The sequence below is a fragment of the Sutterella seckii genome (genome assembly GCF_009183815.1).
Taxonomy (GTDB): domain Bacteria; phylum Pseudomonadota; class Gammaproteobacteria; order Burkholderiales; family Burkholderiaceae_F; genus Sutterella; species Sutterella seckii.
Genome location: NZ_WEHX01000001.1, coordinates 17,305 through 31,432, shown reverse-complemented (window position 1 = coordinate 31,432; position 14,128 = coordinate 17,305). Strand labels below are relative to the sequence as shown.

The window sequence follows — 14,128 nt, the reverse complement described above, 5'->3', positions numbered from 1 at the left end:
CGGCAATGGCCTACGGAGCTCCGCCGCTATTCCGCCAGGGCGTATCCGCCCGAGCGCGTTTTCTATTCTTTCTTATGCTCTCGCTGGCAGCCATCCTTGTTGATGGCCGCCTGCGTTCGCTTGACGGCCTTAGAAGCACCGTAGTGAGCTTTACCTCTCCCATCGTGGAGGCGATTCATCTGCCCGGCCGAATTCTCGGTGAAGGACAGGGCTATTTCATGAGCAAGCGCCGCCTCAATGAGGAAGTGCAGCGCCTCTCTGAAGAAAATCAGCTGCTGCAGCTCTCGGCTGCGCGCTATGAGGAAGTGCAACAGGAAAACGAGTCCTTGCGGCGCCTCATCAATACCGTCCCCAGAGCAGCAGATAAAGTCGCAACGGCAGAAGTTATCGGCCGCATTGCAGATCCTTTCTCCCGACGGATTCAGATCAATATTGGTTCCCGCGAAGGGGTTGAAGTCGGCATGCCCGTCATCGGCCCCTTTGGGGTTCTCGGGCAGATTTCTCGTGTCGTGAACCGTCTCTCTGAAGTGACGCTCCTCACGGACCATACCATTCGTCTTTCAGTCATCAATCGCAGAACAGGCGCCTTCTTCATCCTTTCGGGAACTGGAGACGACGCACTCTCCGTTCTCTTTGCACTGCCGTCAGCGGACATCCGCCCTGGCGATGAACTGATTACCTCAGGACTCGACAATCTTTTCCCGAAGGCCATTCTGGCTGCCCGTGTGACGGCTACCAGTTATCAGCCAGGAGAACCGTATCAAAGAGTGGAGGCGGCGGCCGTTGCGGATGTTGAAGACATTCAGTTCGCTACAGTCGTTCTCGCGAACCCCAATCCTGCCGCCGGGCTTGAAGAAGTCGCTGCCCCCTCGCGTTTTGAGAGGAGGTCCCGTCGATGACGAAGCTTGATTACTCATCGCTCCCCGACGACAGCGATGCAGGCAAGCTCGAGCATCCTGCCTCGCTCTCGTGGGTGGTCTTTACCTTCTTTTTTTCCATCGTCATCAGTATTGCAGCCCAGCAAAGCTTCTGGATGCCTAATTTTCTGGCTCTGACGATTATTTTCTGGACGCTGCGGCAACCTGAAAGCGCCGGCATGACTGTCGCCTTCTGCTGCGGGATTCTGATGGACGTGCTGAATGGCTCGGTTCTCGGACAGCAGGCGCTTGCCTTCGTGACGCTCTGCTACTTCACAACAACCCTCGCAAGACGAATCTCTTGGTTTGGTCCTTTCGGACAAAGCCTCCACATTCTGCCGCTCCTGCTGCTTTCGCAAGTACTTGTCATGCTTGTTCGTCTCTGGTTTGACGGACTCTGGCCCGGCTGGGAGTGGTTCCTGCAGAGCCTGACGGGCGCCGCCATCTGGCCGCTTTGGGCCAAGCTTCTCAAGCCGCGCTCATCGCGCGCCACATCACTCTGATCCCCGGGGGAAGATGTACTCATGGCCCTCGAATCTCTGGAATTCAAAGAGGAGGACTCTGACGCCGGAGCTTTCAGGAGACGCCTTGCCTTTGCCTTCGGCATGGTGATTCTCTGCTTCAGCGTGCTCGTCATGCGTCTCGCCTGGCTGCAGATCATCAAACAGGATACTTATCAGCAGCGGGCAGAACAAAACCGTACCGTCACTACAACCAATCAGGGCTCAAGAGGCTTGATCTTTGACCGCAACGGCACATTGATTGCCGGCAATCGCCTTTCCTGGTCAATCGAAATTACACAGGACCAGACGGTCGAACCTGTAAACCGCTTGATTGACCGTCTCGCTGAAGTGATCAAAATCACGCCTGCCGACCGCAGACGCTTTCGCCGGCTGCGGGAAGATCTGAATCGATACGACGGCATTCCCATCCGCACGGACCTCACCGATGCGGAAGTAGCCGCCTTTACGGCTCAGCGCTGGCGCTTCCCCGGCGTAGACATCAACCAGAGAGAACACCGCATTTATCCGGAAAATGCTCTCGGCAGCCACATTATTGGCTATGTCAGCTCACTCTCGCAGAACGATAAGAAGCGCCTCGACTCCGAAGGCGTTCTTGCCCTCTATCAGGGCGAACGCGAAATCGGCAAGGTAGGGCTCGAACGCAGCTACGAACACATTCTGCACGGCACACCGGGTCATGAAACGCTCGAAATTACTGCCGACGGCAGGTCTGTCCGCACGCTTGAGCTGATTCCAGCTCATCCCGGAAAAAATCTGCGTCTCTCCGTCGACATGAACCTGCAAAGCGTTGCAGAAAATGCCATGAAGGGTAAAACCGGCGCCATCATCGCTATTGAGCCTCGTACCGGCGAGATTCTTTCTTTCGTCTCGCTTCCCACATACGACCTCAACCTTTTCCCGGGCGGCATTGACCCCGAGTCCTGGAACTATCTCAACACTGCCGAAACAAAGCCTCTTCTCAACAGAGCCATGCGCGGCATCTACCCCATCGGCTCAACCTACAAGCCATTCATGGCCCTCGCCGGTCTTGAGACAGGCGCGGTAACGCCCGACTTCATCCTCAACGACACCGGCGTCTTTCAGGTCGGAAACCATCGCTTCCGCGATGTGACCGGCTCTCCGAAGGGACCGCTTAATCTGCGCAAATCCATTGCGGTTTCTTCCGACATCTATTACTACTGGCTCTCCACCCAGATTGGCGTTGACGGCATTTACAACTTCATGAAGCAGTGGAAGTTCGGCGCCAAAACCGGCATTGACCTTGTAGGCGAGCAAACCGGCATTCTCCCTAACAGGGAATGGAAGGAGCGCCGCATTAAGGAACCTTGGTACGTAGGCGATACGCCGTCTCTCGGCATCGGCCAGGGCTACAACGCCTTCACGCTTTTGCAGCTTGCTCACGCAACGGCTACGCTCGCCAACCGCGGCGTCATCATGACCCCGCACCTCGTTAAGAGCATTGAAGACCCCATGACGGGGGAGGTAACGCGTGTTGATGCCGAGCCGACGGGAAAAATCCCGCTTAAGCCCAGAAATATTGATGTGGTTACTGCAGGCATGACGGATGTCACGACTTCCGGCACGGCACGAGGAATTTTCCGTGACGCCCCCTACAGCGTGGCCGGCAAAACAGGAACGGCTCAGGTAGTGAGCATTGCTCAGGATTCCCGCTATGACGAAAAGAAGCTCTCGCGGGAGCTCCATGACCATGCACTCTTCATCGCTTTTGCGCCTGCCCGCAACCCGCGCATTGCGCTGGCAGTTCTCGTTGAAAACGGCGGCTTCGGCGCCCGTGCAGCAGCTCCGATTGCCAGGGAAATGATGGACTACTGGCTCACAGGAGAAAATAAGCTCGGTCTGCCGCCTCCCAAGGGCGTTCCTCTTATCGACACGAAATCGAAGGATGAACGCCGTCAGAAGAGGAGCAATCCGTCATGACGAATGAATTCTCCCGGCTGTCCGCTCTGTCGGGACGCTGGCTTCTTTCAAGAATCCTGCGTTTTGATCTGATGCTGCTTGCGATCGTGATGTGCCTCATCACTATCGGCTTTATCACGCTTTTCTCTGCCGGATATTCCTTTCCCTGGCGCATTGAAGATCAGATCCGGAATCTCATCGTCGCGGCAGGCGCTATGTTTGCAACTTCGCTCATTCCGGTGAAGTGGATACGGCGCGTTGCACTGCCGTGCTTTGCCGTCGGCTGTCTTCTGCTTCTCGCAACCGCAGTGGCAGGCATCACGGTTAAGGGAGCCACTCGCTGGCTCAACGTCGGCATTCGCATCCAGCCTTCGGAAATCATGAAGCTCGCCGTTCCGATGATGCTTGCCTGGTACTACTGGAAAAGAAGCGAATCACTGGCCTGGTGGGATCATGTCGTCGCCTTCGGATTGCTCCTGATTCCGGCAATTTTCATCATGAGACAGCCGGATCTGGGAACGGCCATCCTGGTTTCCATTGCCGGTCTTTCCGTCATATTTTTTGCCGGGGTCAGCATCAAGGTCGTCATAGCCTGCGTCTGTCTGGCACTACTGTCGCTGCCGCTCTGCTGGACGCTCCTTCATGATTATCAGAGAGAGCGCATTCTTACTCTGCTCGACCCGACGCTCGATCCCCTGGGGAAAGGCTTTCATATTCTGCAGGCGCTTATTGCCATCGGTTCAGGAGGCTTTACAGGCAAAGGCTGGATGGAAGGCACTCAAGCGCATCTCGACTTTATTCCAGAGCGCACGTCGGACTTTATTTTTGCCGTCTTTGGCGAAGAGTTCGGCTTCGTTGGGGCTGTGCTTCTTCTCGTCATGTACCTGGCACTTGTGGCGCGAAGCTTTTTTATTGCAGCCTGGGCGCCCTCCCGGTTTTCAAGACTTCTCGCCGGCGCTATCGGCGTCATCTTCTTTACCTACACATTTGTCAATATCGGCATGGTGAGTGGAATTCTTCCTGTGGTCGGCGTGCCTCTGCCCTTCATGAGCTACGGCGGAACGGCGCTGCTGATCCTCGGCATTTCCACAGGCATCCTGCTTTCCATATCCGCAGAATCAAAGGATTAGGAGGCCTCCTAATGCGGCTCCCCGTCATTTCTTATCTTTCCATTCTGGCCGGCGCGGCTGCGCTGCTGACGCTTTCAGGCTGCAGCACAAGCTCCCGCTACTACGGCAACGACGGCCCGCCGACGGTTTTCACCGGGACTGGCGCTGAAAGCGCCGTCCCTAAAGTCGAGCCTTTCCGGGCAGCAGCCAATCGCCCTTATACGGTGCTCGGCTCCACCTATACGCCAATGACCACCGACGCGCCTCTGCGTCAGCGCGGGGTTGCTTCCTGGTACGGCAAACAGTTCCATGGCAATAAAACCTCGATCGGCGAGATATACGACATGTATCAGCCGACCGCCGCACACCCGACGATGCCGCTGCCTTCCTATGCGCGCGTAACGAATCTTGCCAATGGCCGCTCCATCATCGTGCGCGTCAATGACAGAGGCCCCTTCCTCCACAACCGCATCATTGACCTGTCGTATGCAGCGGCCAAAACGCTCGGCTATTCGAGCGCCGGCACAGCTAATGTTGAAGTGCGCCGCCTTACCTGGGCAGAAATCAAATCCGGCTCCTGGCAGCAGAGCGGCGCCAGCACGACTCCTCTCAGCCAGCCTACCTGGAAAGCTCCTGCGGATACTGCAGGCATCACGTCAGCCAAATCTGGCTGGGGCGTGCAGATTGGATCCTTCTCGCAGGAAAGCAATGCGCGAAGCTACGCAGCTCATGCCGATGCCGTTCTGTCTGCAACAGGCGGCCTCAAGGGCGTACGCATCGTAAAGGACGGTTCTCTCTGGAGGGTAATCGTCGGCAGCGGAATGACGCATGACAAAGCAGCGCAGTTCGCGCGCAGCATCAGCTCTGAACTCGGCGTTCAGGCTTTCAGCATTGAGCGATGACCCAGAGCTGAAACTTTGTCCTGCGAAAGAAGGAATAGGATTGCATCCATATACAGGGAACGATGCCTCCCGGAATCCCGGCCGAGTCTTCCTTCCCTATCTGAATTGCTGAACGCATAGAAAAATGATGACGCTTAAGGAATACATTCACCACGCCTGGGCAGGCGAAACCCTTGATGCCATGAAGGCTTTCATTCGCATCCCTTCCAAAAGTTCTGCCTTTGATGCTGAATGGGAAAAGCATGGTTTTCTTCTGGAAGCGGTGAAGGACGCCGCTCAATGGGGCAAAAAACGCTTTCCGACAGGAACCTTCGAAATCCTCTCGAAGCCCGGCGTTACCCCGGCACTCTTCATTGACCTGCCTGCTACCAACGGGCATGCCGGCCGGCCCGTCTTTTTTTACGGCCACTTCGACAAGCAGCCTGAAACCATCGGTTGGTCCGAAGGACTCGGCCCGTGGCTGCCGGTAGTCAAGAACGATCGCCTTTACGGCAGAGGCTCTGCAGACGACGGCTACAGCTTCTACACCGCTCTTACGGCCATTCAGGCGCTTGAAGCGGCAGGAACAGCTCATCCGCGCATCGTTGGCTTTTTCGAAACCGACGAGGAATCAGGGTCCAAGGATCTTGGCGCCTACCTGCATGAGATCGCGCCTCGCTGCGGCAACCCCTGCATCCTCGCGATTCTTGACCTCGGAATCTGCGACCACCATCGTCTCTGGCTGACGAGCAGCCTTCGCGGCGTCGTCGGCTTCAAGCTCAAGGTGGAAGTTCTCACGCACCCCGTACACTCCGGCATTGCCAGCGGCATTGTTCCGAGTTCCTTTGCGGTTATGCGCGAACTTCTTGATCGCCTGGAAGATCCGAGAACCGGGCGGGTGCTCCTCCCTGAATTTCATGTTTCTCTGCCTGAGGAACATAAAAAAGCCATTGAAAGATGCGCCGCGATTCTCGGCAAAGATGTCATCAAATTCCCCTTCGCCGGCAATACGGAACCGCGTTCAGCAGATCCCGTTCAGGCCATTCTCAGGAATACGTGGGAGCCGACCCTTTCCATTCTCGGCGCAGATGGTCTCCCTTCCACCTCCGAGGCAAGCGCGCTTCTGAGAGCCTCAACGAGTCTGGCGCTCTCCTTCCGCATTCCTCCCCGTGTTGATCCCCAGGCGGCGCTTAAAGCCGCTGTCGCCGCGGTCACTGAAAATGTGCCGTCGCATGCCCGCGTCACCGTCTGGGATTGCCGGGCAGAAGGCGGGTTTGAAGCTCCGGCTCTTGCCCCCTGGCTTGAGGAGGCCACGCACGCTGCAAGTAAGGCGCTATGGGGGAACGATTTTGAATATTGCTTTGAAGGCGCAACGATCGGCACGATGAAGGACTTCTCCTCTGCATTCCCGAATGCTTCCTTCCTGAATTTAGGGGTCCTCGGAGCAGAAGAAAATGCTCATGCCCCGAATGAGTCTCTTCCTCTCGACTATGTGAGGAAGCTGACGGAAGCGCTTGCTGACATTGTCGCGGCAGTTCCGCAGAAGGACTGATCCAATGCGCCGGGACTGTGTTACTCAGGTCATTGTTCGCTGGAGCGATGGCGAAGAAGACAACTTCGCCACGCCTTTTGAAGCGGAAAACTACATCAACTACATGCTCGACGAACTGGGGGAACCCATCGCAGCATGGCTTGAAGACATGTCGGGCCGAAAAAAGTGGGACTACCGAATCGTTGAGGACGAGGAAGGCACACTCAGGCTTGCTGACTGATTTTTCAGGAGATTTCTCATGAATTGTCCACTTTGCAGCGAAAAGCCCGCTGGGGAATTCTGGAGAGGGCGTCACTTTTATGCGATTGATGCCGGCAACGAGGATTTCCCGGCATACATCCGCATCGTCGCTTGCGATCACGTGGCAGAGATGAGCATGCTCAGCCCAGCACTCAAAACAGAGCTGCGCGCCCTGCTGGATGCCGCAGAGGACGAGATGATTGCGGCACTTGCTCCCGACAAAATGAACTGGGCGCAGTTCGGCAATATGGTTCCACATCTGCACTGGCACCTCATTGCCCGCTGGAAGGATGACGGCTGGTTCCCGGAATGTCCTTGGGGACCGCGTCAACGCCCGGTTGCCGCAGAGATTTCTCAGAAGCGCCGCACAGAAGCTTTGGAACTGATTCCTCAGCTCGCCAAGCGCTTTTCCGAAATTGAAGATCGTTTCCTGCAGCAGCGCCTTCAGGGCTGACAAGCGGAAAATTTGCCGCCTTCCCGGCCCTTGAAGGTTTTTATGAGGAGCTTGTTTTCATCCTGAGAGATATTGGGGAAGACAAGCTCCACATAGCCTTCACGCGGATTGTGCTCCATTACGATGACATTTTTGAGCGCCCACGCGTTTGCAGCTTCTCGCGCCCAGTTTTCAGCCTGAAGCCTCTCCGGCGTCCGGGCAATCTCAATTCCCCAGCCTTTCTCATCAAGCGCAAAAAGCTTTCCTTTCCGGAGTCCTTCCTGAACAAGCTTTTCAAGCGCCTTTGCAGCCTTTGCTTCCGTGCTGTAAGGGCCTGCATACACAATGCGCTCTGCAAGATCCGCGGACTTAATTTGAACTCGGTCCATCCAGCCGATGCGTTCGAGGGAATTTCTTAATTTTTTGAGGTTTTTCTCCAGGATTGGCCCAAACCTCAGGCAGACGGCATCTTCGGGGGGCGGTAGTTTTGACTCTGCCGTTTCAAATAGCGGAATAGCTCTTGAAATAAGTTCTCCGGCCTCTTTGTCTGTCCCGGAAGACCCTTCCGCCTGAACGCTTTCAGGCACGGCTACAGTAACGGGCTTTGCAAGCGTGACGCCATCTACAGCGGCGTTTGATGACGCCGGGACCGTTCTCAGAACTTTCTCATCGCTGTTCATCACAAGAAGCGCTGTGAGGACTGCAGCGACGAACACAAGGATGACTGCAAGCACTCTCATGGCATGTCTTCCTTTCTCGGCCGGTGCCGAGCCTGAGCAGCCAGACCAAGCAGCACCAGGTTGTGCTGAAGCATCAGATTCGGTACAAGCCCTCTGAGCCTCGGCTCGATGAAGCGTGCGGCACCACCAGCCAGCACCACGCGAGCACTTCCGCTTCGTTTTATCAGTTCCTCATAAGCAAGCCTCACAAGACCGGCCTGTGCGTCCATGATGCCTGTAGCTATTGCATTCAGCGTATTCTGAGGGAAGTCCCGCCATTCACCGAGCTCTCCCTTAAGAAGCGGAATACCGTCCTCCAGACACTTTTTCATCATCGTTGGTCCCGGAGCAATGCGCCCGCCCAGAAACGCATATTGCCCTTCTGCTTCGCAAAGCACGGCATCTACTGTCGTGGCAGTACCCATCTGCACGACCAAAAGAGACTGTCCGGGGGCTGCATCTATGGCGCCCAGCGCTGCGCACCATCGGTCGGCTCCAAGTTTCCCGGGGGCACTGTATGCATTCCTCAGCGTGAGATCATCGCTTACAAATGCATTTTGTGAGCGAACCCAGTTCCAGGAAATATCGTGATCATTAAAGAACTTGGTTGCTGAAAATGCGAGCTCAGGCGCGGCTACCGTACAGCCTATGACACGGTCCGGCGCCAATTCCAGCCAGTCTGAATAGAGCTGCTCCTTGAAGCCGCTCTGCCCGCGGTGAACCACCGTATGGGGAGTGCGCTCATCACCGAGAAGCGCCCATTTGAGCGCCGTATTTCCCAGATCAATCAGAAGAGTCTTCACCTTCATCACTCCCTATGAGAATTCCCGAGCAGAGAAACCAATTCACCGGATAGTTCCGACTGTTCGCCGCGCCGCCCCTGCAGAATAAGCCGGCCTGAAGCATCTATTCCCTTGTCCATGCCTTCAAGCGGTACGTCGGGTTTGTCAAGCGTGCGCCAGGCTACCGATTTTCCGTAGAAAGCATCGTAAAGCGGCCATTTATCAATAATTTCTGAAAAATTATTAGATTTTTCAATTGCACTGAATGTGTGCATCAGATCTGAGACGATCAGGCCAAGAAACTCTCCACGCATTGTCGGGTCATTCATGCTGACGCGCGTCGAAATAGCCCGGATAGGCCATCCGGCAGTGGTCACGCCTCCCGGAGCAATGCTCAGATTCAATCCTGCTCCGATAACGACGCTGCGATCCCCGCCTGCATCTCCCACAGTTTCAATAAGAATGCCTCCGGCTTTTCCTCCGGCAGTCCAGATGTCATTCGGCCATTTAACCAGAACCTTTTCAGCAGAGGCCAACGAAGCTGACTGAGCAATGGACATCGCCGCCGCAATCGAAAGAATGCCGGGCGGAGCGCTCAGCAGTCCTTCCCTGAGCGGCAGCCCCAATGAAAAAATCAGTGAAAGCTCTGCCATCCGCCAGCTTCGCCCGTGCGTGCCCCGGCCTGCATTCTGTCGCTCCACTGTAAGCAGCACAGGATGTCGGAAAGCATTTTGCCGCGCAGCCGTCTTCAGATCATCATTGGTAGATCCTGTTTCCCGCCGCCACATCACTTCCACCGAAGCAGGAAGTGAATCTGTTAATGCATCGAGGAAAGAATTTCTGGACATAGACGCTCTGCAATAGCTTGGCTAAGATCAATCAAGGAGTTGAAGCGCTCCATTTTGACACAGCCATCTGCCGGCGACACCCGCCGATCGTTCTTCTCCAGAGATCTCTTATCACGCATGCCCCGGTCGTTCCCCAGATTCACATCCGCACTGGTTGCACTTGCAGCGTTCTTTACTTTTCAATCCACGCAGGCCGCTACGCTGCTCATTGATCTAGAAAGTAATCAGACCATACTTGAGGAAGCTCCTGCTGCGCCGGTTTCTGCGGAACCTATGCTGCCCCTGATGGCAGTCTATACAGCGCTTGATATCGCTAAAAACACTGCATTCGATCTTTTTGAGAACGTGCCCAATCCCTGGTCAGGCAAAGTTCAAAATAGAAAAGATGCTGCCGAATCGCCCCAAACGGTCGAATTCGCGACGATCCTTCAGATTGCGCTGATGAACGGCTCCCCAGATGCTGTAGAGGCAATTGCGCCATCCCTCGGGCTCACTCAAGCAGAATTTACCCAGCGCATGCGAATGAGTGCAGAAAAACTCGGCATGACATCCTCACTGTTTTCATACCCCTGCACGAATTCAGAGCCCTGCACATCTTCTGCAGAAGATATAGCGCATCTGGCACTGGCGCTTTTCCGAGATTTTTCTATTTCGCGAATCTGGGCAGCTCAGCAGCGTTTTACGGCATCCGGTCTGCCGCCTCAGACCACATCCAACTTTCTGCTTATTCATAGTCCTGCAATCTCTGGGATTTTTATTGCTCCTGATGAGAAAAATTCCTGCGCTGTCGTGCTCTCAGAGAATCCTAGAAACTCCGGCAATCGCATCCGCAGGCTTCTTGCTGTAGAACTCAACGCACCGGATCAAAAAGCCCTGAGAGATCGCCTCTCCGCCCTTTTTCTCAGAGCATGGCGCGACTATGAAACGCTCCGAATTTACGACAAGGGAACCATCGTTGCGCAGATTCCCGTCTTCAAGGGGCGCGTCCGAAAAGTGGCGGGAGTACTCAATGAGGATTTGTTTGCAACGCTTCCCAGAGAACAGATGATCAGCAACGGCTCAAACGCATTTGATATCCGCGTGAGTTATTCTTCTCCCCTTGTGGCACCTGTTGCACAAGGGGATCTCATCGCGGAAGTGAAGATTTATGCTGACGGCCGCGAAATTGCAAACGCCCCGCTCGCAGCGGCGGAAAATGTTCCTCTCGGAGGTTTCTGGGCAAGATTTCGCGATACCCTCCGTATTGCGCTTGACCAGGATGTTCTGCATCCCTGATGCGCAGAGGCGCCCTTATGTTTTATTTCTTTGAGTAAAGAAAATGACTGAAGCGGAAAAAAAGGATGTTGTAACCATTGATTCTGAAGTCGTTCAAGACAAGGAATCCGAACAGCTGAAAGAGGCCGTGGAACAGTCCGAGGCGCTCATGAAATTCCCAATGGAATTTCCAATTAAGGTCATGGGCGATGCATCTCCATCTTTCCCTAAAGAAATCATTGGGATTACGAAATCACACTTCGAAGACTTCGACGAAAAAAACGTTGCCGTCACTTGGTCGAGAACCCGCAAATATCAGTGCGTGACGATAACGGTTACAGCGAGATCGAGAGAACAGCTTGACGACATGTACCGTGCACTCACGGCCTGTCCGATGGTGAAATACGCCCTTTAAGCACAGAATGACCCTTACTGCCCCCGAAAATCCTGGACTGATTCGTTCCTGGCTGGCCTTCACACGCCCGAAAACCTGGCTGATAGCAGTCTCCCCGGTGATTGCCTCTCTGGCGCTTGCATGGAGTGAAACCAAGACCTTTGCACCTCTTACCGCACTCTTCACCATTTCCATTGCCATCCTGATGCAAGCCATTTCCAACATGGAAAATGACCTGGGATATGCGGAAAGAAACGCTGAAAGAGGGAATCGCAGGGGCCTCCCGAGAGCAACCACCATGGGATGGATCAGCCTCCCTACAGCTCGTATTGCGATCAGAATAGGAGCGCTTTTAGCGCTCATCAATACCGCTGTACTCATCTGGATCGGCGGGTGGGTTTTCCTTTTAATCGGTCTGGCCTCGCTTATCGCAGCCTACTCATACATGGGCGGCCCGAAGCCCATTGCTTACACGCCTTTCGGAGAGCTTGTCGTCCTTGTATTTTTCGGCCTGACTGCTGTCTGCGGCACCTATTTCCTTCAGACAGGCAGCATATCAACCAATGCATGCCTTCTTGGTCTCGCGCTCGGCAGCATTGCTTCCGGAGTTCTTGCAGTCAATAATTTCCGCGACTATGAGCACGACTCCAGTATTGGACGCAATACCCTGGCTGTCGTCATCGGCAAGCCAGGGTTCCTGAAGTTATTTCACTGCCTGATGCTTGTGCCTTATGCCGCCCTTGTCATTATGGGTGTAAACAGCACCTCTCATTGGCCAATTCTGATCGCCTTCGCAACCCTTCCGCTGGCCGTTTCCATTGCAAAAAATCTTGCTCAGAAAGAACACGAAGCACTAAATGCCGTTATGTTCGGCTGCGTAAAGCTCGAAGGCATCTTCTCCCTGCTCTTTGCGGCGGGATGCATCCTCGCTGTTTTTGTCGAAAAGCTTTAAGAAAAAACGGGCTTTATCAATCCATTGAGATTGAAAAGCCCGTTTTCTTATTTGTGAAGACTCTCAGTGCGACAGCCTTAATCTTCCTTAGGCTGATTCTGCTCAACGGTCTTCATTCTCAGCTCAATTTCCTCGCGCGTAGCGATCGTAAAGCAAGTAATGACCTTCTGAACGCCGGAAATCTTTGCCGCTGTCTGAGCAGCAATCTGAGCCTCATCACTCGTCACAAGCCCCATCAGGTAGATGATGCCTCTTTCGGCCACAACCTTCATCTGGTTCAGAGAAATCTTGCTGTTGCCGACAATAGAAGTTCGAACCCGGGTTGCAAGGAGTGAATCAGAAAGACGCGTCGAGAGCGATGACGGCTCCATAACCGCAAGCTCATTGACTACTCCACGAACATCTGGACTTGCAGTGGCAATCTGTTCAACGGCCTTTCTATTCCCCAGGGAATTAATTTCTCCCGAGAGTAAAACGCGGCCGTCATAGGCGGTCACCGTCACATGATGGGGCTGACTCTTCCCAAGAGCCTGTTCTATTTCATAAGACACGCGTTTTTCCACAACCTCATCGCTCACGATGGAGCCGGCAGTTCTACGGTCTGTTACAACCGATGCCGTTGTTGCGGCTGCCCCACCAACAATCAAGGGTGCGGCTATGCACCCTGAAAGCATTACGACACCGACCGTCAAGCTAAGAGCCAGGGAAGCCTTTCTGAATGAGATTCGCTGCATGTGCATCATCAACCGTAAAAAGAGATGAACCGAAAGCCGAAAGCGTTTTAGAAGTTTAGCGAGGCAGTTCGAGATCGCGCACAGGTAAAGAAGTCCTGAGGGCTTCCGCTTCGTAAACATTTGCAGTCTGGAGAATCGGCTGAATTTTCTGCCAGCTTCCAGAGAGCAGTTCCCGGGAAACGAGAACTTTATGTGAGAGATATCGGATCCTGTCCTCCTTCAGCCACTGCCTGAGCACCTCTCTTATTTGCTCTGGCGAGGTATTGATAACGGAAGCTGCGACCCGTAAAGAAGGAATGACGCTGAGCGCTACCCATTCCACAACACCTTCCCGAAGAAGATCCTGAAAATCCTGGTTCGCGGAAATTGAATTTGCAACAAGAAAAATAGCAAGGCGCTCTTCTACCGTAGCAGAGTGCGTCACCAAAAGCCCGAGTCGATCAGATACGGCGCAGATGGAGGAGTAGTGTGAAAGCTCTCGCTGCCACGATGGATTCTGATCACAAATGCGCAGCAAGAGATCCGCATTGGCAACCACAACTTCCGTGGTAGTCATGCACCAATGCCGACGCTGCATTCTGTCCTGTAGAAAAAGCGTTTCGTAACTGCCGCAGAACGCCCCCGGACCAGAAAGAGAAATCAACAGAGGATCCTTATGAAAAGGATCAAGGAGAGCCTTCGCAACCACACCACGTTCAACCAGCATCAGCTTCTGGAAAAAGCCCGGAGACTCATAAATACGCTCTCCTCGCATGAAGACTGTTCGATGCCCAAGATTATTGATGACTCCCCGCATAGAGCGTGAGAGCTTCAGCGCGAACCAAGGCAGAAAAGCGGAGGTTAAAGACATATAAACAAAAATGCTGTCTACT

16 protein-coding genes are annotated in these 14,128 nt (G+C 54.3%); 11 read left to right on the top strand and 5 right to left on the bottom strand.

The window, feature by feature from the left end; genetic code table 11:
• The first annotated feature begins 5 nt into the window (after positions 1-5).
• From mreC to GBM95_RS00120, 8 genes are all read left to right on the top strand, one after another.
• Complete coding sequence (gene mreC / locus GBM95_RS00155) at positions 6-899, top strand: rod shape-determining protein MreC (protein ID WP_152157230.1); 894 nt, start codon at positions 6-8, stop codon at positions 897-899.
• Positions 896-1,420: a rod shape-determining protein MreD gene (gene mreD / locus GBM95_RS00150; RefSeq protein ID WP_152157229.1), complete on the top strand. Its 525-nt coding sequence runs from the start codon at positions 896-898 to the stop codon at positions 1,418-1,420. The genes mreC and mreD overlap by 4 nt, the downstream gene beginning before the upstream one ends.
• Positions 1,421-1,441: 21 nt before the next feature.
• On the top strand, positions 1,442-3,379 hold the full coding sequence (mrdA, locus tag GBM95_RS00145) for a penicillin-binding protein 2 (RefSeq protein ID WP_152157228.1): 1,938 nt from the start codon (positions 1,442-1,444) through the stop codon (positions 3,377-3,379).
• A complete protein-coding gene (rodA, locus tag GBM95_RS00140; protein WP_152157227.1) occupies positions 3,376-4,488 on the top strand; it encodes a rod shape-determining protein RodA in 1,113 nt (370 codons plus the stop codon). Before mrdA ends, rodA begins: the two co-directional genes overlap by 4 nt.
• Positions 4,489-4,499: 11 nt before the next feature.
• Positions 4,500-5,369: a septal ring lytic transglycosylase RlpA family protein gene (locus GBM95_RS00135; RefSeq protein WP_152157226.1), complete on the top strand. Its 870-nt coding sequence runs from the start codon at positions 4,500-4,502 to the stop codon at positions 5,367-5,369.
• A gap of 124 nt (positions 5,370-5,493) precedes the next feature.
• Positions 5,494-6,900, top strand: a complete 1,407-nt coding sequence (locus GBM95_RS00130; RefSeq protein ID WP_152157225.1) for a M20/M25/M40 family metallo-hydrolase — start codon at positions 5,494-5,496, stop codon at positions 6,898-6,900.
• Between the two features lie 4 nt (positions 6,901-6,904).
• Complete coding sequence (locus GBM95_RS00125) at positions 6,905-7,120, top strand: hypothetical protein (RefSeq protein WP_139688311.1); 216 nt, start codon at positions 6,905-6,907, stop codon at positions 7,118-7,120.
• 18 nt (positions 7,121-7,138) lie between these two features.
• Positions 7,139-7,594: an HIT family protein gene (locus GBM95_RS00120; RefSeq protein ID WP_152157224.1), complete on the top strand. Its 456-nt coding sequence runs from the start codon at positions 7,139-7,141 to the stop codon at positions 7,592-7,594.
• Here GBM95_RS00120 and GBM95_RS00115 read toward each other — a convergent pair.
• The 3 genes from GBM95_RS00115 to GBM95_RS00105 are packed head-to-tail and all read right to left on the bottom strand — an operon-like array spanning position 7,585 to position 9,922.
• Entirely contained in the window at positions 7,585-8,313 is a 729-nt protein-coding gene (locus tag GBM95_RS00115; RefSeq protein WP_152157223.1) for a hypothetical protein, read from the bottom strand. The two genes, GBM95_RS00120 and GBM95_RS00115, sit on opposite strands and share 10 nt — an antisense overlap.
• On the bottom strand, positions 8,310-9,095 hold the full coding sequence (locus GBM95_RS00110; RefSeq protein ID WP_152157222.1) for a type III pantothenate kinase: 786 nt from the start codon (positions 9,093-9,095) through the stop codon (positions 8,310-8,312). Before GBM95_RS00110 ends, GBM95_RS00115 begins: the two co-directional genes overlap by 4 nt.
• A 5-nt stretch (positions 9,096-9,100) precedes the next feature.
• Complete coding sequence (locus GBM95_RS00105; RefSeq protein WP_152157221.1) at positions 9,101-9,922, bottom strand: biotin--[acetyl-CoA-carboxylase] ligase; 822 nt, start codon at positions 9,920-9,922, stop codon at positions 9,101-9,103.
• Positions 9,923-9,961: 39 nt separating this feature from the next.
• Between GBM95_RS00105 and GBM95_RS00100 the strand changes: the two genes are divergently transcribed.
• From GBM95_RS00100 to menA, 3 genes are read left to right on the top strand one after another with little or no spacing between them, the layout of a single operon-like run.
• On the top strand, positions 9,962-11,197 hold the full coding sequence (locus tag GBM95_RS00100) for a D-alanyl-D-alanine carboxypeptidase family protein (protein ID WP_152157220.1): 1,236 nt from the start codon (positions 9,962-9,964) through the stop codon (positions 11,195-11,197).
• Between the two features lie 43 nt (positions 11,198-11,240).
• A complete protein-coding gene (locus tag GBM95_RS00095; protein WP_152157219.1) occupies positions 11,241-11,591 on the top strand; it encodes a YbeD family protein in 351 nt (116 codons plus the stop codon).
• A 7-nt stretch (positions 11,592-11,598) separates the two neighbouring features.
• Positions 11,599-12,522, top strand: coding sequence for a 1,4-dihydroxy-2-naphthoate octaprenyltransferase (gene menA, locus GBM95_RS00090; RefSeq protein ID WP_152157218.1), 924 nt, complete (start codon positions 11,599-11,601; stop codon positions 12,520-12,522).
• Between the two features lie 77 nt (positions 12,523-12,599).
• Here the strand turns inward: menA and GBM95_RS00085 are convergent, their stop codons facing one another.
• Both GBM95_RS00085 and GBM95_RS00080 read right to left on the bottom strand, forming a co-directional pair.
• Positions 12,600-13,214, bottom strand: coding sequence for a BON domain-containing protein (locus tag GBM95_RS00085; protein WP_226963085.1), 615 nt, complete (start codon positions 13,212-13,214; stop codon positions 12,600-12,602).
• A gap of 97 nt (positions 13,215-13,311) precedes the next feature.
• On the bottom strand, positions 13,312-14,106 hold the full coding sequence (locus tag GBM95_RS00080) for a Crp/Fnr family transcriptional regulator (protein WP_152157216.1): 795 nt from the start codon (positions 14,104-14,106) through the stop codon (positions 13,312-13,314).
• Positions 14,107-14,128 lie beyond the last annotated feature (22 nt).